The 18,228-nt window shown below is 38.8% G+C and carries 22 protein-coding genes and 1 tRNA gene; 9 read left to right on the top strand and 14 right to left on the bottom strand.

The features are described 5' to 3' along the window. Window positions 1-215: 215 nt before the first annotated feature. Complete coding sequence (locus tag CFPU101_RS15240) at window positions 216-422, top strand: MbtH family NRPS accessory protein (RefSeq protein WP_206816192.1); 207 nt, start codon at window positions 216-218, stop codon at window positions 420-422. Between the two features lie 44 nt (window positions 423-466). Next, entirely contained in the window at window positions 467-799 is a 333-nt protein-coding gene (locus tag CFPU101_RS15235) for a hypothetical protein (protein WP_206816191.1), read from the top strand. A 10-nt stretch (window positions 800-809) separates the two neighbouring features. On the opposite strand, the gene CFPU101_RS15230 is transcribed toward CFPU101_RS15235, so the two are convergent. Further along, the gene (locus CFPU101_RS15230) at window positions 810-1,343 is read right to left on the bottom strand and encodes a metal-binding protein (RefSeq protein ID WP_206816190.1); all 534 of its coding nucleotides are present in this window, start codon (window positions 1,341-1,343) and stop codon (window positions 810-812) included. 58 nt (window positions 1,344-1,401) lie between these two features. On the opposite strand from CFPU101_RS15230, the gene CFPU101_RS15225 reads away from it, so the two are divergent. Further along, window positions 1,402-1,473: transfer RNA gene (locus tag CFPU101_RS15225), tRNA-Val, on the top strand. A 238-nt stretch (window positions 1,474-1,711) separates the two neighbouring features. On the opposite strand, the gene CFPU101_RS15220 is transcribed toward CFPU101_RS15225, so the two are convergent. From CFPU101_RS15220 to CFPU101_RS15210, 3 genes are all read right to left on the bottom strand, one after another. Continuing rightward, the gene (locus CFPU101_RS15220; RefSeq protein WP_242578022.1) at window positions 1,712-2,008 is read right to left on the bottom strand and encodes a type II toxin-antitoxin system VapC family toxin; all 297 of its coding nucleotides are present in this window, start codon (window positions 2,006-2,008) and stop codon (window positions 1,712-1,714) included. Next, the gene (locus tag CFPU101_RS15215) at window positions 2,005-2,256 is read right to left on the bottom strand and encodes a hypothetical protein (protein WP_206816189.1); all 252 of its coding nucleotides are present in this window, start codon (window positions 2,254-2,256) and stop codon (window positions 2,005-2,007) included. Before CFPU101_RS15215 ends, CFPU101_RS15220 begins: the two co-directional genes overlap by 4 nt. 68 nt (window positions 2,257-2,324) lie before the next feature. Beyond that, window positions 2,325-4,562: a glycoside hydrolase gene (locus tag CFPU101_RS15210; protein WP_206816188.1), complete on the bottom strand. Its 2,238-nt coding sequence runs from the start codon at window positions 4,560-4,562 to the stop codon at window positions 2,325-2,327. 311 nt (window positions 4,563-4,873) lie between these two features. On the opposite strand from CFPU101_RS15210, the gene CFPU101_RS15205 reads away from it, so the two are divergent. The 3 genes from CFPU101_RS15205 (at window position 4,874) to CFPU101_RS15195 (ending at window position 6,675) form a co-directional block, all read left to right on the top strand. Then, window positions 4,874-5,167: a hypothetical protein gene (locus CFPU101_RS15205; protein ID WP_206816187.1), complete on the top strand. Its 294-nt coding sequence runs from the start codon at window positions 4,874-4,876 to the stop codon at window positions 5,165-5,167. Between the two features lie 52 nt (window positions 5,168-5,219). After that, on the top strand, window positions 5,220-6,080 hold the full coding sequence (locus CFPU101_RS15200) for a M48 family metallopeptidase (protein ID WP_206816186.1): 861 nt from the start codon (window positions 5,220-5,222) through the stop codon (window positions 6,078-6,080). Between the two features lie 139 nt (window positions 6,081-6,219). Further along, window positions 6,220-6,675, top strand: a complete 456-nt coding sequence (locus CFPU101_RS15195; RefSeq protein WP_206816185.1) for an Rrf2 family transcriptional regulator — start codon at window positions 6,220-6,222, stop codon at window positions 6,673-6,675. 39 nt (window positions 6,676-6,714) lie between these two features. Here the strand turns inward: CFPU101_RS15195 and CFPU101_RS15190 are convergent, their stop codons facing one another. The 4 genes from CFPU101_RS15190 to CFPU101_RS15175 are packed head-to-tail and all read right to left on the bottom strand — an operon-like array spanning window position 6,715 to window position 8,702. Further along, window positions 6,715-7,209, bottom strand: coding sequence for a Spy/CpxP family protein refolding chaperone (locus CFPU101_RS15190; protein ID WP_206816184.1), 495 nt, complete (start codon window positions 7,207-7,209; stop codon window positions 6,715-6,717). A gap of 15 nt (window positions 7,210-7,224) precedes the next feature. Continuing rightward, a complete protein-coding gene (locus tag CFPU101_RS15185; RefSeq protein WP_206816183.1) occupies window positions 7,225-7,620 on the bottom strand; it encodes a hypothetical protein in 396 nt (131 codons plus the stop codon). Then, complete coding sequence (locus CFPU101_RS15180; protein ID WP_206816182.1) at window positions 7,617-8,252, bottom strand: sigma-70 family RNA polymerase sigma factor; 636 nt, start codon at window positions 8,250-8,252, stop codon at window positions 7,617-7,619. The genes CFPU101_RS15185 and CFPU101_RS15180 overlap by 4 nt, the downstream gene beginning before the upstream one ends. Window positions 8,253-8,300: 48 nt before the next feature. After that, window positions 8,301-8,702, bottom strand: a complete 402-nt coding sequence (locus CFPU101_RS15175; protein ID WP_206816181.1) for a DUF2203 domain-containing protein — start codon at window positions 8,700-8,702, stop codon at window positions 8,301-8,303. 80 nt (window positions 8,703-8,782) lie between these two features. On the opposite strand from CFPU101_RS15175, the gene CFPU101_RS15170 reads away from it, so the two are divergent. After that, on the top strand, window positions 8,783-9,052 hold the full coding sequence (locus CFPU101_RS15170; RefSeq protein ID WP_374191960.1) for a DUF6439 family protein: 270 nt from the start codon (window positions 8,783-8,785) through the stop codon (window positions 9,050-9,052). Here CFPU101_RS15170 and CFPU101_RS15165 read toward each other — a convergent pair. From CFPU101_RS15165 to CFPU101_RS15140, 6 genes are all read right to left on the bottom strand, one after another. Continuing rightward, window positions 9,049-9,522, bottom strand: a complete 474-nt coding sequence (locus CFPU101_RS15165; protein ID WP_206816180.1) for an anti-sigma regulatory factor — start codon at window positions 9,520-9,522, stop codon at window positions 9,049-9,051. The two genes, CFPU101_RS15170 and CFPU101_RS15165, sit on opposite strands and share 4 nt — an antisense overlap. A gap of 576 nt (window positions 9,523-10,098) precedes the next feature. Beyond that, complete coding sequence (gene aroF, locus CFPU101_RS15160; protein ID WP_206816179.1) at window positions 10,099-11,157, bottom strand: 3-deoxy-7-phosphoheptulonate synthase; 1,059 nt, start codon at window positions 11,155-11,157, stop codon at window positions 10,099-10,101. A gap of 52 nt (window positions 11,158-11,209) precedes the next feature. Then, window positions 11,210-11,653 carry a PAM68 family protein gene (locus tag CFPU101_RS15155; RefSeq protein WP_206816178.1) on the bottom strand — a complete coding sequence of 148 codons (444 nt, stop codon included), beginning with the start codon at window positions 11,651-11,653 and terminating at the stop codon, window positions 11,210-11,212. A 21-nt stretch (window positions 11,654-11,674) separates the two neighbouring features. After that, the gene (gene rpsO, locus CFPU101_RS15150) at window positions 11,675-11,944 is read right to left on the bottom strand and encodes a 30S ribosomal protein S15 (protein ID WP_206816177.1); all 270 of its coding nucleotides are present in this window, start codon (window positions 11,942-11,944) and stop codon (window positions 11,675-11,677) included. A gap of 184 nt (window positions 11,945-12,128) precedes the next feature. Continuing rightward, complete coding sequence (locus CFPU101_RS15145) at window positions 12,129-15,290, bottom strand: M10 family metallopeptidase (RefSeq protein WP_206816176.1); 3,162 nt, start codon at window positions 15,288-15,290, stop codon at window positions 12,129-12,131. Between the two features lie 304 nt (window positions 15,291-15,594). Beyond that, a complete protein-coding gene (locus CFPU101_RS15140) occupies window positions 15,595-16,524 on the bottom strand; it encodes an NAD(P)H-dependent glycerol-3-phosphate dehydrogenase (RefSeq protein ID WP_206816175.1) in 930 nt (309 codons plus the stop codon). Between the two features lie 24 nt (window positions 16,525-16,548). On the opposite strand from CFPU101_RS15140, the gene CFPU101_RS15135 reads away from it, so the two are divergent. Both CFPU101_RS15135 and CFPU101_RS15130 read left to right on the top strand, forming a co-directional pair. Further along, window positions 16,549-16,977 carry an NUDIX hydrolase gene (locus tag CFPU101_RS15135; protein ID WP_206816174.1) on the top strand — a complete coding sequence of 143 codons (429 nt, stop codon included), beginning with the start codon at window positions 16,549-16,551 and terminating at the stop codon, window positions 16,975-16,977. After that, complete coding sequence (locus CFPU101_RS15130) at window positions 16,974-18,215, top strand: FGGY-family carbohydrate kinase (RefSeq protein WP_206816173.1); 1,242 nt, start codon at window positions 16,974-16,976, stop codon at window positions 18,213-18,215. The genes CFPU101_RS15135 and CFPU101_RS15130 overlap by 4 nt, the downstream gene beginning before the upstream one ends. Window positions 18,216-18,228 lie beyond the last annotated feature (13 nt).

Raw genomic sequence — 18,228 nt, 5'->3', positions numbered from 1 at the left:
AAGCTTGAGCAACTTTTTATACTTCTTCTTTTGTACTAAACTTTATCGAAAAACTCAATCAACTAAATTCGACTCATCATTAACTTTTTACTTAACTGTCTTATCTGCTATTGCTTTTTTATAAAAACACATAAAATATATATCTAAGGTTAAAATTTGTTAAATATCAATTTGTATCCCATCCTAAATGTTTTGAATCTTGAGGACAGAATTGAATGATATATACTTCTAAAAATGACACGGACACTACGATTTATAAAGTCATTATTAAAGTAGATGAAGAAACTGATATGTTAGATTTTTCGATTTGGCCTGCCCATCGAACTAACCCTACAGGCTGGAAAGATATCAAAAAGACTGGAACTAAGCAAGAATGTATTGATTATGCAGTAAAAGCTCGTTCGAGACGTAAATCAGCTTAAATAAAACTAACGTTAGCTTTTTGGACAGCTTATGTAAAAAATACATGAAAACAATCGATGTACAACAATCTTACTTAATGACTATTGCTAATCTAGTCGATTATTGCTGTAACACTTCTCACTATATCAATTTATCGGAGCAAGAAGCGTTAAATCTAGTTGAAGAAAATTTATTTTTTTGGAGTTTAGTAGAAGAACAATTTAGCGATAATTGTTTAGATTATCAAAAAAGAGAGCTTCTTTATGTGATTGAAATTCGATTTGGTATTCAGTTTTCTAATAGTGACAAAAAAATGTTGATGGAAAATTCTTTATGTACTTTTCATGATGTGGCTGCAATTGTTGATGCAATTAAATCAAGACAATTGGGAAAATAATCAATAAAGTCTAGCGTCGTTTCCTTCTTTTTTTAGGTTGACGTTTTTGACGTTTATAAGCTGAACCTAGCCAATCACTTAAACTATGGCTCATTGAACCAAGTTCTAATCCTATGACGATCGCTAGTATTTCTTGCAGATAATCTTGTGTCAGCAATTGCCAGATATCGAGAGCAATTTGTTGCCAATTCCAGTCAGATCCCGACACTAATTTCACTAAAATAATTAGGGGAATTCCTCCTAAAATTAGAATTAAACTCAGATATAAAATTCTGATCAAAGTACCTATAATACAGCCATGAGATAAACAAGAACGATGAGGAATCATCGACTGATAGGGTTGCCAGATCCAGCGCAGCACACCCCATCTTTGATACTGAACCGAATAGATATCTAAATCTGGCCCAAACATGAGTCCACTAAACACAAAAGCACTCGACATTAATAAAGCGACTGTGCTACTGCGACTCAATAGCCAAGATAAACCAACAATCCAAGGTAGTGACCAAAGCGTAATGCGATCGTGTATGCGACCTGAAGGCATGAATAAATACTTGTCATTTTATAAAAGTATATGTTAAACTAGGTAAGCGTGTGAAAAAGGGCGATTAGCTCAACGGTAGAGCGCCTGCCTTACAAGCAGGATGTTACAGGTTCAAATCCTGTATCGCCCATAAATTTTAAATCTTTATTGCTTAGATAATTTGATGAGAATTGTCTATGTTATCGCATATCTGCATTATTTGTTGTTAAATCAAGAGTTAATAAATAACAAAGCTATTATTGTACTAACTGAAAAATGGAGAAATGATAGCAATTTCTTGATTTCGGTTCTTTCGATAAATCGTAAAATCACTATCCAAAGTTAATAATTCACCTGAATACAGTTCCGCCATTCTTACCAGACAAGCATCAGCATTCATACATCGGTACAGATTGATAGCGTATCATCAACTCATCTACTGCTTCTAGGTTTTCCTCCAATCTAAAAGGAATTTGAATAACTCTGCTACGGAGTAATGTGATAATAGCAGTCTCACCTCCATAAACATTTTTTAAAAGAAAATATGCTTCTGTAATAACAGACTCACAGGTTAATAAAGGAGGCTGTATTTTCGCCCATTCTTCTCTTACCCAAGGGTGAAACTGTTCTCGACGATTGATTAATGCGACTAAAGGGCCTGTATCCAATAAGACATTTTGCCTCATTTTTCAACTGTTCCTTTAAGATATACTTTATTAGTCGCTAAATCACTTGGCCCACCCTCTACACAACCTACTATGTCTCCTGCTGCTTCTAGAGCAGACATTGGACTCCCATCAGCATTTTTAAATTCTACCTTTTGTATTTTACTATGCAAAAAATCCACAAAATCCATGACCTGTTGCTGTTGTTCAATCGCTAAGGTTCTAACTTTTTCGGCGATGATTTGGTCTATGTTAACTAATTGAGTCATTGTTCGTTTGTTCCAATTCTCATTAATCCTAGTCTAAATCACTCAGAACAAAAGAACGATCGCAATTTTTACGGCATTTGCAAAGTAATTAACTGATCTTCGAGCAAAATTTCACGAAACTGGCTATAATCGGCTAATACAGCTACCATATGTAAATGTGAATCGGGTTCTATCTGTAAATCTGCCCAAGGTACTGCGATTTCAAGACATTGATTTAAGGCAACAATTGCCCGACTAGCGCGAGAATGCCACACCTGATAGCCTTGCGCTTCTTCTAACCAAACCGACTCAGTAATTAAATTAATCCCTAAATGATGATGAAAATAATAATTTAGTGGGGCTTTTTTAGGTAAATCGGCAAGTGGGGCGGGGCTATTTTTGCGATAATGACCGGGATAGTACCACAATAAATGTAACTCTCTGGGTAAATCTACGCCTGGTTGTACGCCTTGTTTGAAATCTAAACGCAGATAGAAATTAAGGTGATCCCAACCATAATACAACCGTTGTACTAAACTTCCTCGGTGCATGGTTCCTCTAGCACCCCCAATATCATACCGTCCTGCGTAATCCCAGTCTTGTTCGTCACCAAAACCATCAATGATCGGATGAATATAATTAGATGGACGATGAGCTTGTTTCGCGTAATGATCTTCTAAGGGTTGGCGTAAATAGGGGGGTATTGGTTCATTTAAAGCCCGATAGATCGCGGCGAGATGTTCCCGAAACAGTTGATCAAACATGGCATCTTGATTAGAGGTATGTCCCTCGCCAAACCACCAAAACCAGTCTGATCCCTCGGCTGCATACAAAGCATCCCAAACTTCGGGGTTATTTTCGGGTGTAGCTTCAGGATGTGTCGCTAAAACTTCTCTGGCAATCGTCAAATAATCCCAAGCTTTATTCTTGACAGGATCACCAATCCATGTACTAAAACAGGCATCGATCCAAGAGCCGCTATGTAATTTAGGTAAAATGATCTTTGGAGGAAATTGCTCAATAAATTCAGAAACAGTAACTAATTTAAGATCGGGGTGCTGACTCAAACGACGATACAGTTCTTCTAGGAAAAATAGACCATCTTTGGGATAATGTTCCCAACAGTTTTCGCCATCTAAAGCGATCGTTACTAACCAAGGTTCATTTAATCCTGTGCCATCCCCAGTTCGATGTAATAGAGAACGGGAAATTGCTTCTAAATGTCCGATCAGATCCATCGCTGCTTGATGACTATCCATCGCTCCATAAGTAAACCCAATAAGATCCGATAAACGATGATCCCGAAAGACGATCGCTAAATCTCCGTTTGGGGTATCGAGTCGATAAGGACGATACAGCAATTCAGGTTCATAAATATTCCCTGTTTCATCTCGATGGAAAAAATGATTTAAACTACTACCTAAAACACCCTCATCTGAACAGATCCAGTTAAAGCCTTGTTTAGCAATATAAGGCAAAATTGCGGGACTGACTGATTGTTCCGAAGGCCATAACCCGCGTGGGATACAGTTAAAGTGAGTGGCATAAATATTCCATGCTTTTTCTAAGTGTCTGGGGATATCAGCCGCCCATTGAAATCTTAACTGAGGTAAAGTCATTTTGGGAATCGCAACCCGTCCCGCATTTGTATCGGCTAGGAGGGGTAAAATCGGATGAGTATAAGGGCTAGTTATTACTTCTATTTGACCACTTTGCTGCATTTTGTCATGATAAGGCAAAATACGGCGAATAATTTGACGTTGTTTTGAGATAATGCGCTGACGATCGCTTAGTGTAAAGTTTTTTCCTTTTTCTAACCAAACGGCGATTTCTGGATCATCCCAAAAGATCGGATCGATCCACGCTAAGTTATGCCAAGCGAGTAAATCACTATAATCTTGTTGTGTCCAATTTTCTAGACACCAAGCGATGCCATGATCTTTTTTTTGCTCATAAAGTTGTCGATAGCGAGGATGGGGTGCGATCAGGGTAGAATAATTCGCATCAAAAAAATGTTCAATAATATAGTGTTTCTGTGCGAGGTTAAATTGTTCTACTGAAGTGAGAGTGAGTGCCATATAAGGATCGATCCCTTCTCCTTTGGCGTAGTCTTCGAGTTGTAAAATCAGTGAAGGAACAAGATTAATTGTTTGATGTAGCTTAGGAAAACGTTCTAAAATCAGAATTAAATCTAAATAATCTTTTGTGCCGTGTAGTCTAACCCAAGGTAGGCGATATTGTCCTGAAGCGTCTGTTACTGCTTCCCGTGATTTGTACAGAGGTTGATGTTGATGCCAAATAAAGGCAATATATAGAGGATGAGCCATAGAAACCGTGTTAACAAAAAGCTTAGATTTATCCTATCGCTGATCAGTCAAGCAGGATGCAATCAGTTTTCGGGATTTGCATCACAAACAGAGTATTGATGTCAATTAATATATAACTTTAACTAACGTTACTTGTACATCATCTCCCAGAGTCGTGCTAATACTGATTTTTCGATAATCCTGAGTACTACGTTACGGATGTTTACCAAGAATTTTAATGTTTATTTAAGATTTTTGACATTTTCAGCTAAACTGCTTTTTGGTAGATATCGTATAGACAAGCAAGCATCTAAAAAAATATTAGCTTGGAGATGATCATGGTCATCAGTCTACTTCGTTCCCTCCTATTTTCAACAATCCTCAGCTTTACGATACCTATTATTGCAGTCGGTAGTATTTTGGCTACTTTATATACTGTCAGTTATGTTCCTGGTATTGCTTGTGTCGGGCAAATCGGTGCTACCCATATTGTCGGTTTTTTGTCGATTTTCGGTAGTGGTTACCCCGTTCAAGGTATTTTAATTATTGGTGGTACTTTTGCCATTGCAGGTAGCTTATTCGATTTATTTAATTTTTACGTTAATCAAGGCAGTAGAGGGCTGTAGAGACAAACTTTTCTTAAAATAGAATAGAACATTTATTCGTCTCGAAACGTTTATGTCACAGCGATACGCTTCATGGTGGGCCTTTTGGTACTCTAAGGGGTTATATGTTCTGGTTGCGCTGTTGATGGCAGCTACTATTATTCTGACAACACCTCAAGTTAGTCAAGGACGTTCTTGGCTCGATCTATTGCTTCAAGGTGTTCAGGTGATCCAACTCTCCAGACTCTCAGATAATCAAGAAGTACAACTTGGACAGCAAATTAATCAAGCATTACTAAAAGAAGGCAAAGTTGAACTCTACCGCAATGATCAGATTAATCGTTATGTCACCAGTATTGGCCAAAGATTAGCCAAAAAGAGCGATCGCCCCTCAATCCCCTACACTTTCCAAGTCGTAAATGATGATACTGTAAATGCTTTTGCCACAATGGGGGGGTTTATCTATGTGCATACTGGACTCATGGAGAAAGTCGCAAATGAAGCGGAATTAGCGAGTGTGATCGCTCATGAAATTGGTCATATTGTCGGTCATCATGCAATTGAAAAGATGAGGAAAACGGCTATTACTCAAGGATTATTGACCGCAGCAGGACTAGATCGACAAACTTTTGTTCAACTTGGGGTACAACTCGCTTATAGCCTTCCTAATAGCCGAGGTGCGGAACTAGAAGCCGATCAATTAGGATTACAAAATCTTAAACGAGCAGGTTATGCACCGATCGCCATGCTAACCTTTATGGAAAAACTAATCAAGTACAGCAGTTCTGCACCAGAGTTTTTGAGTTCTCATCCTGCGACAGATGATCGCATTACGGCTTTAAGAGCATCGATTGATCCCGCAACAGCTAACAAAGGAGATGGTCTTAATGAAAAATCCTATCGTAATTTTGTAAAACCACTTATTGCAAAATAATCGTCGCCTAAAGTACAATAAGTTTATCTAGATAATGCTTATTTGCTGAGAAATTTAATTTTTCACGAGACAAAAAAGCTATGTTTGTTGTCCAAAAAAGCAAGTATACTCAAGAACTGTTGTATTTATCAATACAAAATTGGAACTTAATCATTACATTCTTTTAGAACTTCCCTCGAAGGTTGAATACGCGATCCTAGCCTTGCTAGAAATGGCCAGTCAAGTTAATGTAGAACAACCTGTTACGGTTAATGAGATTATCGCTAAACAACCCATTCCAGAACGTTATTTAGAACAAATTTTAGCCAATTTACGACGGGGTGGATTACTGAAAAGTCAGCGCGGCTCAAAAGGAGGCTATATCTTAGCTCGTCCTGCCGCTCAAATTACTTTATTAGAAATTGTTTCGATTATTGAAGGCGATCGCCAGCCCAAAGATGACTCAAATTTACCAACCGTCGAAATGAAGCTGATTCGGGAGAGTTGGCAAGAAGCTAACCTAGCGGCACAATCGATGCTAGAACAATGCACATTAGAAGAATTATGTCAACGAAAAGCAGCATATCTTCAACAAGGATTAATGTACTATATTTGACATTCAAGCAATTAGACCGCTAGAGAAAGCCTAAAACAATTACAGCGGTGCTGGAGGTTCAGGACGAGCGTTTCTAGGTTCGGGCCTTTTTGAGCGTCGTTGTTGCATCATTTGTTCTAATTCTTGACGTTGAGCCGTTGTTAAAACATCGCGGATGTCTAGCATACTTTCAAAACGCAATCGATCCATATCTTGACGTAAATTGCCGACTTGTTGATATTTAGCTAGGATTTGGTCACGAGAAGCAGAACTCGCCATCAGCTTTTGTAAATCTTGTTGCGTGGTACGAAGTCGCTGGGCAGTTTGCTCGATATTAGGACGATATTTTTGGCGAATCGTTGAAATCTGCTGTTTTTGGGCTTCGGTTAGATTAAGTTGCTCAAAAAAATTTTTTCTATCTCTTTGTGGTCGTGGTTTAGTTTCTGCTTGAGCATATTCTGATTGAGGAGAAACAGACGGAACAGCAAACACAGGCCCACTAATGGAAGCTAGTGTGAGCAATGATAGACTAGCAGCATATAAATACTTAAACATGATTGTTTTCCCTTATTATTTGTGATTTGTTTTGTTTTTTGAATTCGAGTCAGACTCTTCTAGCATTAACCAAGTGTTTTCGAGATTAGTTTCTTTTGGTGCATAGGATAACTGTTCGTTAGCCCCATTCCAACTATCGATCACAAAAGATTCTAATTCTTCTGGTTGAGTCGCCATTTGTTGAGTAGAAGGCCCACTTTTCCAAAAGTGCCAAGTTACTAAACCAGCAGTAGCAATCATCCCAGGAATTAGCAGCCTATAAAAAATCGGTTTGCTAGAGGATACACGGCGTTCCTTAACCACCCATTGCATTAACTGTTTTTCAACTAAATTAGTTGTTGCAGGCGGTATCGGTCGATTTTGCTTCAAAAATTGGATTAATGGTTGATCATCATGAGGAAGGCGAGTCATAGGATTACTCCTTGTTGCTGCAAATATTGACGAATTGCATTCCGAGCATAATATAAACGAGATTTAACCGTTCCCGTCGGAATCTGTAAGATTTGCCCAATTTCTTTTTGTGGTAAATCTTCTAAGTCATGTAGGACTAATACAGCACGATGTTCTAGACTCAGTGTGTCTAAAGCTCGCTGTACGAGATCTTGATAATGCAATTGCATCAAATCTGGTGTATCTTGCGGACGCGAGAACTGTTCATCTACTGTAGACGTTTCTTCACGTTCAGTTGTTGGGAGTTCTCTTTCTAACTGACGTTTAGCAAACTGTCGCCGTCCATCGGTGGCTACATTCCAACAAATGCGATAAAGCCATGTGGAAAAATAAGACGGTTGACGAAGTTTCGGAAGTCCTCGCCAAACTCGAAAAAACACTTCTTGCAGCAAATCGTCTAACATCTCGCTACCACATAATTGATACAAAGTCGCTTTAACACGTGGCTGATAACGTCGATAAAGTTGTTGGAAAGCGATGCAATCCCCTTTTTGACATTGTAGGATTAATGTGCGATGCCCCAGGCACGCTTCGCGCACGCTTGTTCCTGTCTGGTTATCAGCTATCACGAGTTTTTCACCCTCACCAGTCATTGCAGCCTTTTAGACTTGGGTTATTCAATAATGGTTCAATAATTTCATTTATCCTGAGTATGATTTGAGTAACCAACCAATAACAATACCCAAACCTCCAAACCGTATGATTTGCCAAAAAACCTCACTGAGTAATCCTTGTCTAATTCCTTTCCAGAATAATCGTTGAAAATCCCGACTCGATAGTAAAGCACTTTCTAAAGCAATGGATAATTCTTGAATTTGATCTCTAAGGTTGATTAATTCTTTTTCTAATTCGCTTTGTTGATGAGTTTGCCATTCTTGCTCAAGACTCTCAAACTGTCCTTTAAGCTCGGCTTGTTGTTGCAGATCTTGTTTAACTTGATGATAACGTTGTTTTAATGTCTTTAAAGACTGTTCTATGTCTACAATTGCTTGTTCAAATTCTGCGTCATCGCCATCGAATAGGTTAGAAATCTCTGAAGACATACCATCATCACTATAAGGTTAATGTAAATTATATATAGTAGATAGGAAGGAGATTTTTACTAACTTTCTTAAAACTTTATATGATGCTTCCCACTTCATCTGACAAACTGTCTGAATATAGTACTCTCGAATTAGCTCAAGCTTTAGCGGAACGTCTTTCCATTACTCCGAATGATTGGCATCGTCTCAAAGCTAATCGTAAGGCACAAGCGGGACAGCAAATCGGCTCGGCTTTAGTTTTTTTACTCAAAGATCAACCCGAAGCAGCGTTAACCCATCTTCATCAGGCTACAGGATGGTTAGATCGTTCAATTTCTGCGCCACCTTGCCCGACTCATGGTAAGCATTAGACTTGTACGGTTTGACGTTTACCTTTTTTAATGATTTTACAAAGTTTGACCTGTGTTCCTTTCTCATAATCCCAGAGAACTTGGTCAAATATTTCGTTTAGTATACACAAACCTCGACCACTTTCTGATTCATCGATCGGAAGATCTCGATCATGAGTGACTTGACACTGACATTTGGGTTCGGAGGGCTGTGGATGATGAAAACCCACTCCTTCATCTGAAATAATCCAAGAATAACTTTCTTTGGTAATGATAAACTTAACGACTACAGTTTTAGACGGATCAAGTTTATTTCCATGTTTAGCTGCATTAATTAACGCTTCTTGTAATCCAAGCCTAATTTCGGGCTGTAATTCTTGAGGAACTTTTGATAATAATAAATCCAAAATTGGACATAAATAAAGAGTTGAAGCAAAACTTACAGTGCTTGAATTCCGTCTGGTTGGAGAAGGCAGCGAAACGAAAATCACGTGCTTTACCTCTAGATTTTTTAGTAAATGTTAATGGATTCAATAATTAAATCTGATTAATCATGATTAATTCATCTTTTCTGGTTCTATTTTTATTCTTAATACTTTTAAAAGCCAGAGTTAAATCATCGTTTTTACTCTAATTTAACTATTCATATTTATTTAGCTTGAAAGTCAAAAACATATAGAATCCTGAAAAAAACGAATGTATCTTTTCTTGGATGAGCATAATTAGTGTGTGAGGAAAAGATTAAATCTTAATCGCTTTTGTTCATTTCTATAGAACTTACTCAATAAATTGACAAAAAACATTGATTAATGTAATATGATCAGATGCCTAGTTTTAAAACTATCTTAAGGTCTATAAACTACACTTCTATCTATAATTTATCATAACATAAAATGAAATCGTTTCAGCTTCATTGTCAAGACAGCAGTTTTATAGCCAAAATTTTTAATTAATGCGTTTATTAAAGCAAAAAAGAAGTGGTATTAACGCTTTTGTGCAATACCACTCTGTAATAAGTAATTTTAGAGATTCTCCCTCTCCAGACATGGACAAGAGAGTAGAGTAGTTTAAGCTAAAGCCATTTGATGCTGTGGCCAACGATTAATCGCTTTTCCGATAATGGCTAATTCTTGGGTGAGTCGATCAAAACGTTCTGGTGTAAGGGACTGTGGCCCATCTGATAAGGCTTTTTTCGGATTGGGATGCACTTCAATCATCAAAGAATCTGCACCTGCCGCTAAGGATGCCATCGCCATTGCAGGGACATAATCTGATTTACCTGTACCATGACTGGGATCAATCATAATCGGTAAGTGAGTCAGAGCGCGTAAAACGGGTAAAACCGATAAATCTAGAGTATTGCGGGTATATTTGCCATCAAAGGTACGGATACCACGTTCACATAGAATCACATTAGGATTACCTGCCGCTAGGATATATTCAGCCGCCATCAACCACTCATCGATTGTTGCTGACATTCCTCGTTTAATTAATACGGGTTTATCTTTTGCGCCGACTTTTTTGAGGAGTGAGAAATTCTGCATATTTCTCGCCCCAACTTGAATGACATCTGCGACTTCAACAATTTTATCGAGGTCTGCTGCATCCATGACTTCTGTGATAATGCCTAAACCCGTCGCTTCTTTGGCTGCTGCTAATAAACCTAAAGCACTTTCTCCATGTCCTTGAAACGCATAAGGAGAGGTGCGAGGTTTATACGCCCCACCTCTGAGAAACTGTGCACCAGCCGCTTTGACTCGTTTGGCGGTTTCTATGATCATTTCTTCGTTTTCGACGGAACAGGGGCCGGCGACAATACTAACGGGGTGATTTTTCCCGATGAAAATATCTCCGTTAGGGGTGGGAACAATGACCTCACTATATTCACCGTGACGATATTCGAGACTTGCCCGTTTAAAGGGTTGTTCAACTCGTAGTACGGTTTCAATCCAAGGGCTAACTTCTTGGATTTGTAAAGGATCTAAATCGGCTGTTTCACCGACTAAACCAATTACGACTTTATGTTTACCGACAATTTTTTCGGGATTAAGTCCCCAACTTTGAAACTCTGCACTAACGCGACTGATTTCGGGTTCTGGGGAACCAACTTTCATTACGACTATCATTTCTTATGATCCCTTATACTGATTGGGTTCTATTTAGCGATTCAAAGATATTTTAGCTGTTGCCCTTGGCTTCTTTTTTACCTGACCGCCATGCTTCTAGTGTACGGCCAAAGTTGATTTTGCACTCTTCCCAACCGAACCAACTTCCTAGTCGATTTTCATCCCATGAGGTCGAAAAAATACCGTAGCTTAAGCCAAGAACGCCTAACCCAAATAAGCCTAGACTGACGGCAAAGACAGCATAGTTGGGTACTTTGATCCCATGACTAACCACTAGGTAAAAAACAAAAAATGATGACATTCCTAGTGCTGTAGGAATGCCTGAGAATAAAGCCATGCGTTTAATCATGCGCTTACTAACCTCTTCTGGGATCGCTTTTAGGCTTGCTTGTTCCTTTTTAGCTGCGATGACAGGTGATGGAGGTTGTTTTGGGGTTTTCTTTTTTTTCTGATTGGGTTCAAACGGTAAGCGATCCCTTTTCGGTTCAGAGGGCATAGGAAATATGGTAAAGATAAATTAACGACGAATTCCAAGAGTACGAATCAGGTTTTGATAACGGTCTTGGTCTTTATTTTGAATATAAGATAATAAGTTTCTGCGACGACCAATCATTTTGAGTAGTCCCCGTCTAGATGCGTGATCTTTGGGGTTCGTTTGTAGATGAGAGGTCAATTGGTTAATTCTTTCGGTAAGCAAAGCAACTTGTAAATCCGCAGATCCCGTATCGGTTTCATGGGATTGGAACTGAGTCATTAATTCTTGTTTTTTGGTCTGTGTTAATGCCATTGCGATTCTGTAAGTTTTCGTTAAATGCTGCAATCTATTATCTTACCATCCTTCTTCGGGATGGGTCAATCTTAGCTTAATCCTAATCTATTGCGTAAATCTGTACTCTTAATTGCACCCTCAATACTTTGCGTCATTTATTAGACATTGCAGAGACGTGCCATTGCATATCTCTACAACCGTTCTAAACAACACTAAAATCAGCCGAAGTTAGAGCTAGATTAGCTGAAAGAGTCACGAACTGGGTAGCGGTAGATAAAGTACTATTACCATCCGCATCAAAGAATAACGCGCCAGTTGTGGTGTTATAAATCAATCGCTGTGTTGCTGTATTTGCCGTCGTAATTCCTGCACCGACTCGCAACAGAGAAGGATCAAGAGTACCAGCCAATAAGCCACCACCGAAACCCGATGCTGATATTTCGATAAGATCGTCAACGACTGAAAAATCGCTAATCCGATCGATTCCATCAGCCAAGGAAACAAAGGCAAAAGTATCAATACCACTGCCACCTGTCAGGGTATCATTACCGCTTTCTCCAACTAAGCGATCGTTTCCATTCCCTCCAAGCAGTTTATCAATACCACTGCCACCTGTTAGGGTATTGTTGCTAGTATTACCAGTCAGAGTGTTATTATTACTATCTCCAGTACCGTTGATGTTTCCTGTTCCCGTTAAAGTTAAATTTTCGAGGTTCGTTCCTGTCAGGTTAGAGGTAAAAGGTGTTTTAAGGGTGTCTATCCCTTCTCCCACGTTTTCTATGCACACATCAGCGATATTGTCAACAGTATAAGTATCATTACCCAAGCCACCAATCAGGTTATCTACGCCGACACCGCCATTAAGTTGATCGTTACCGCCGTTACCTGTCAGGGTATTATTGCCCGCATTACCTGTAATCGTGTTATTGTTGCCATCTCCTGTAGCGTTGATGTTTGCTGTACCTGTTAGTGTCAGGTTTTCTATGTTAGTCGTACTATTTAAGTCAACCGTAATGGAGGCTTGCAGAAGATCGGTACCTTCACTGACATTTTCTGTAACGATGTCTCCTAGATTATCGATGAAATAACTATCATTACCTAAACCACCGCTAAGGCTATCGACTCCAGTACCACCGTTGAGGGTGTCATTTCCTGCATTTCCAATTAAAGTATCATTTCCATCCCCACCGTTGAGGTTATCGCTACTACTACCACCGATTAGGGTATTGTTTGAAGCATCCCCATCATCGTTGGTTATTGTGCCTGTAACAGTTGCAGGAGTAGCAATAAGGTAATTCAGTCCACTGGTTAGAGTTATTCCAACAGTTTCAGGATTTTCAACTAGGGCATCACCTTTAGGATCAATGGTTAGCGTTGCGGTAGCAGAGTTAGCTGCAAAAGTTAGATTTCCTACGGTGGCACTAAAACTACTGCTTCCAATGACGGTATAGTCTGTATTCCAAGTTGCTGTACCATTAACGCTAAAGTTAACGGTTAGAGAATTCGTTGTATTACCAGTTCGGGTAAAGGTATAAATTAGATTAGGTGTACCATTTTCGGCGACGGCAGTCTGGTTAACCGATAGACTGATGCTAGATGGGTTAACCGCGATATCGTCATTCAAAATCGTACTGATTACTGTACTATTGGTGCCAATGATATAGCTGGCATTAGAAGCTAAAGTAATACCAATGGTTTCATCGTATTCTACTTCTGTGTCATCGGTAGGACTAAGGGTGAGAGTGGTGGTACTGGCACCAGCGTTAAAGGTAATGCTACCAGTGGTACTGTTATAAGTTGCTCCACTTTGGCTATAGTCGGTATTAAATACAGCATCACCACTAACATTAAAGTTAACGTTTAAACTACTGCTGAGATCACCAATACGAGTAAAGGTATAGACAAGAATATTGGTACCGTCTTCTGCGACACTACTCGGCGATACTCCAAGGCTAATTGTAGGAAGAAGAACATTACTGTATAGAATGTTCAGTTGGGGGCTAGTATAGTAGTTTTTTACTGTAACTGAGCCATTGCTACCTAAACCAATAACTAAATCATTGCCGTTTTGAGTACGAGTGACTGCATTGAAACTATAAGCAGATAAATCTAAGGTATCGTTATTACTTGTATTCCAGAGAACATCTGCACCAACCGATCGCCCTGTGGTATATCCTTGAAATTCATTCGCGGCATTATTAGCATAGATAGTATCTGAACTGCTGGAGTTAACTAAATTTTCTAGCGTGACATCATAAGCGATCGATGTGCCAAAATCAAAATAGGTGCTTTGAATGGTTCCTCCCGTCACATTATAGTCACTAATATTCTGTTGGAAGCGATAGGCGCGGTTTGCAGTTAACCAGCCACCTTCGTTCATATCAAAGCGATAACCCAAACTCTCAAAGCTAAGATTAGAAAAATCTAGGGTATCAGTTCCCCCTGTATCCCAGATCGTTTGTTTGGTTAAATTGGGAGTGTTAATCGATAAAACGCTATTGACGGAAAACTGATCAATGCGAGTGGTAAACTGATAGGAGGTATTTCCAGTTTCTTTGGCTTTTGTGCCGTATAAATTTTGTAATGCCCCAATATCATAAGCCATCGCTGTTCCAGATGAGTTTCCTGTAAAGCGATAGGACATGACGGTATTGGCTGTATTATCCTCAACAGTGGGTAGTGCAGTGCCTTCGTGGGGATGTTTGAGACCAAGACCATGTAAGGTTTCATGAATTAAGGACATATAACCATGATTACCTGCGGGTTGCTCAAATCCGTTAGTACTGGATGTATTTTGATAGCTTGGCCTTAAGTGAACATCTCCCCCCAGTGGATGAGTAGTCGGATAGTAGGCATAGGCATAACCAGGATTATTGGATAACATATAGCGTAATGTTCCAACTGAGCCAGATGTAGAGGTTTCGGTTACTTCTTGAAAGTCGATATTAATGACTGTCTCTAACCAATTCAAAATATTTCGTACATTGGTTTTAACCGCTTCACTAACTTCTGTGACACCTGTTTCACTCCCATAATAAGACCCATTCCAAACCGAAGATTCATAAAAGCTATAAGTCAGCACTCTGGAAGCGGGTATAGTCCAGCTATAACCCGATAATAAGCCATTAATTCGACTTTGACTGAGGGAATTAGTCGGGATAATTTCAGGGACGACTAAGCGAGTCGGTGCAATAATAGATCGTGGTGAATCACTGACTGCAAGGGTAGCAGGGTTTAAATCGATCGGATAATCATGAACGTCATGGATATCATGATCATGCTCGTGAGCCCTGTCACTCAAAAGATCACTAGCTGTTAAATTTTCTTCCAAAATATTGGACAAAGAATCATTATTAAATGTCATGATTTTTACCTAAAGATAATTAGTAATTCGTTAAATAATGCTTTTTCAAGTCGAAAATACCAACGCTCCTTTTCAGGACGAAGGCTCAAGAATTTTGGCTAACTCTACTTTGTTTGTTGTCTCTAGATTGAAATATGGAGGGTTTAAATAAATCTGATTCGAGCTACCTAAATATTATAAAAGATTGATAATAAAATAATTTTGATACTTGATAGACTTTATATTAATTTACAAAAACAAGTTAAATAATGGGAAATTACTGAGCATCAAAAAGTTTTTATCTAAAAAAATCAGTAAATTTACGCTAGTCTTGTTCGGCTTTTAAATCACGAGCCATCAAGTTTTTTACAGCTTCTTGGGAAGTGATTTCGCCTTTCAGTAGACGATAAACCTGATAAGCGATCGGTACATATAAATTTTGTTTTTGAGCGATTTTTAGTAAAACCTCGGTTGTATTAATTCCTTCGGCAGTACCTTTTAAGGCAACAATAATTTCATCAAGGGTTTGTCCTTGACCTAGACGGTAACCAACCTGATAATTACGAGATAGAGGACTATTACAAGTAGCGAGTAAATCCCCTAAACCCGATAAACCAAAAAAGGTTTCTTGTTTTGCTCCTAATAAAGTTCCAACGCGAATCATTTCAGGTAAAGCCCTTGTTAATAAAGCCGCTTTTGCATTGGTTCCTAGGTTTAATCCATCACAAACACCAGATGCGATCGCCATCACATTTTTTAAAGTTCCTCCTAATTCAGTCCCCTGGGGATCAGAATTCACATAAACTCGAAAAGTATCTGATGATAAAATTAATTGTATGGCTGCTGCTGCTTGAATATTTTGACTAGAAACAACCGTTGCTGCGGGTAAATTCTGTTCAATTTCAACCGAAAGATTAGGCCCAGATAATACAACATGATAATGGTTAGGGAAGGCTTCTTGCCATATTTGTGAAGCGGTTAATGTTGTAACTGGATCTAAGCCTTTTGTAGCTGATAGAAAAATAGTTTTTTGAGGTATTTCTAACGTTTTTAAATGCTCTACTGTGGGGCGTACACCTTGAATAGAAACGGCTGATAGAATAACATCAGCATCATCAATAGCCGTCTCTAAACTTTCAGGACTTTGACGCGACCAAAGGCGTAAATCATGATGATTTCGAGAAACTAATTTACCTAATGCAGTTCCCCACACTCCCGCCCCTATAATAGTAATAATTTTAGTTGGTTGATTCATAACATTTAGGGTGGAGCTTTAAAAATGACTTATCGTAATCCAACTCCAACAGTAGATATTATCATTGAATTGTTAGATCAGCCCCATCGTCCGATTATTTTAATCGAAAGAAAAAACCCGCCCTACGGATGGGCAATACCAGGGGGTTTTATCGACTACGGAGAAACAGTAGAAACCGCCGCTAAACGTGAAGCAATGGAAGAAGTTAATTTAGATGTTGATTTAGTCGAACAATTTTACGTTTATTCTGACCCGAATCGTGATCCTCGTCAACATACCCTCAGTATTGTTTTTATTGCAACCGCTAAAGGTGAACCGAAGGCGTTAGATGATGCTAAAACTGTTAAGATTTTTCCTCTTGGGGAAATTCCATCTAATCTTTGTTTCGATCACGATAAAATTTTAAAAGACTATTGTTACTATCGTAATTATGGTATTCGTCCACGTTTATGAGTTTTTATCTAGGAATAGATTTTGGGACATCGGGTGCTAGAGCCATTATTATTGATGAAGCTGAAGTAATTTTATTTCAAAATCATTATCTTTTTGAAACTCAAAATTATATCAAGATGTGGCAAGATGCGTTATTTTCTCTCCTTGCTGCCATACCCTTAGAAATTAGGAAAAAACTAAAAGCGATCGCAATTAACGGAACATCTGCTACAGTTCTCTTATGCGATCAACAAGGCGATCCTATAGATGCACCGATTTTGTACAATGATGATCGCGGAAAAGTGGTTTTAGATGAAATTAAATTCATTGCACCAACTGATCATACAGTGATTAGTGCAACTTCTAGTTTAGCTAAATTATTGTGGTGGCAAAAACAAAATCTTTTATCTCAAGCAACTTATTTTTTACATCAAGCAGACTGGTTAGCGTTTTTATTACATGACAAACTTGGAGTCAGTGACTATCACAATGCTTTGAAATTGGGTTATGACGTAGAAACCCTATCTTATCCCGACTGGATCAAGAAATTATTGTGTTTTCCTCTATTACCTGATATTTTCTCACCCGGCTATCCTATTGATACCATTACACCCAATATTGCGAACCGTTTTGGGATACCATCGTCATGTGTGGTTTGTACAGGTACAACGGATAGTATTGCTGCATTTTTAGCTAGTGATGCTAAATACCCTGGTGAAGCGGTAACTTCTCTGGGTTCAACTTTGGTTCTAAAACTCCTTAGTCAGACTCGCATCGAAAATGCCAAGTATGGTATTTATAGTCATCGTCTGGGTTCTCTGTGGTTAACGGGTGGCGCATCGAATACAGGTGGCGCGGTTTTAAAACATTTTTTTACCAATACAGAATTAAAAGAACTCAGTGAAAAGATAGATGCAACTCAAGAAAGTCCCCTAGAATATTATCCTCTATTAACAAAAGGCGATCGCTTTCCAATTAATAATCCAGACTTACTCCCTAAATTAACTCCACGTCCCGAAAATCCTGTAGAATTTTTACATGGTTTATTAGAAAGCATGGCGCGTCTTGAAGCATTAGGCTACAAAAGATTGCAGGAACACGGCGCAACCCACTTAACAAAAGTTTATACAGCAGGGGGCGGGGCGAAAAATCAGACTTGGTGTACCATTCGTCAGCGTCAACTACAAGTACCCGTACTCACATCCGTTCAAACTGAAGCCGCTTTCGGTACTGCAAGATTAGCCAAGAGTTTAATGTAAAATTATGTAACGT

Source organism: Chroococcus sp. FPU101, assembly GCF_017312365.1.
Lineage (GTDB): Bacteria > Cyanobacteriota > Cyanobacteriia > Cyanobacteriales > Microcystaceae > Chroococcus.
The sequence above is the reverse complement of the archived record's forward strand: the minus strand, read 5'-3'. Positions and strand labels throughout refer to the sequence as shown.

Bases quoted from the DNA above. Each gene is read 5' to 3' on its own strand.
- CFPU101_RS15240 (WP_206816192.1), top strand. From the start codon at position 216: ATGATATATACTTCTAAAAATGACACGGACACTACGATTTATAAAGTC.
- CFPU101_RS15235 (WP_206816191.1), top strand. From the start codon at position 467: ATGAAAACAATCGATGTACAACAATCTTACTTAATGACTATTGCTAAT.
- CFPU101_RS15230 (WP_206816190.1), bottom strand. From the start codon at position 1,343: ATGCCTTCAGGTCGCATACACGATCGCATTACGCTTTGGTCACTACCT.
- CFPU101_RS15220 (WP_242578022.1), bottom strand. From the start codon at position 2,008: ATGAGGCAAAATGTCTTATTGGATACAGGCCCTTTAGTCGCATTAATC.
- CFPU101_RS15215 (WP_206816189.1), bottom strand. From the start codon at position 2,256: ATGACTCAATTAGTTAACATAGACCAAATCATCGCCGAAAAAGTTAGA.
- CFPU101_RS15210 (WP_206816188.1), bottom strand. From the start codon at position 4,562: ATGGCTCATCCTCTATATATTGCCTTTATTTGGCATCAACATCAACCT.
- CFPU101_RS15205 (WP_206816187.1), top strand. From the start codon at position 4,874: ATGATCATGGTCATCAGTCTACTTCGTTCCCTCCTATTTTCAACAATC.
- CFPU101_RS15200 (WP_206816186.1), top strand. From the start codon at position 5,220: ATGTCACAGCGATACGCTTCATGGTGGGCCTTTTGGTACTCTAAGGGG.
- CFPU101_RS15190 (WP_206816184.1), bottom strand. From the start codon at position 7,209: ATGTTTAAGTATTTATATGCTGCTAGTCTATCATTGCTCACACTAGCT.
- CFPU101_RS15185 (WP_206816183.1), bottom strand. From the start codon at position 7,620: ATGACTCGCCTTCCTCATGATGATCAACCATTAATCCAATTTTTGAAG.
- CFPU101_RS15180 (WP_206816182.1), bottom strand. From the start codon at position 8,252: ATGACTGGTGAGGGTGAAAAACTCGTGATAGCTGATAACCAGACAGGA.
- CFPU101_RS15175 (WP_206816181.1), bottom strand. From the start codon at position 8,702: ATGTCTTCAGAGATTTCTAACCTATTCGATGGCGATGACGCAGAATTT.
- CFPU101_RS15170 (WP_374191960.1), top strand. From the start codon at position 8,783: ATGATGCTTCCCACTTCATCTGACAAACTGTCTGAATATAGTACTCTC.
- aroF (WP_206816179.1), bottom strand. From the start codon at position 11,157: ATGATAGTCGTAATGAAAGTTGGTTCCCCAGAACCCGAAATCAGTCGC.
- CFPU101_RS15155 (WP_206816178.1), bottom strand. From the start codon at position 11,653: ATGCCCTCTGAACCGAAAAGGGATCGCTTACCGTTTGAACCCAATCAG.
- rpsO (WP_206816177.1), bottom strand. From the start codon at position 11,944: ATGGCATTAACACAGACCAAAAAACAAGAATTAATGACTCAGTTCCAA.
- CFPU101_RS15145 (WP_206816176.1), bottom strand. From the start codon at position 15,290: ATGACATTTAATAATGATTCTTTGTCCAATATTTTGGAAGAAAATTTA.
- CFPU101_RS15140 (WP_206816175.1), bottom strand. From the start codon at position 16,524: ATGAATCAACCAACTAAAATTATTACTATTATAGGGGCGGGAGTGTGG.
- CFPU101_RS15135 (WP_206816174.1), top strand. From the start codon at position 16,549: ATGACTTATCGTAATCCAACTCCAACAGTAGATATTATCATTGAATTG.
- CFPU101_RS15130 (WP_206816173.1), top strand. From the start codon at position 16,974: ATGAGTTTTTATCTAGGAATAGATTTTGGGACATCGGGTGCTAGAGCC.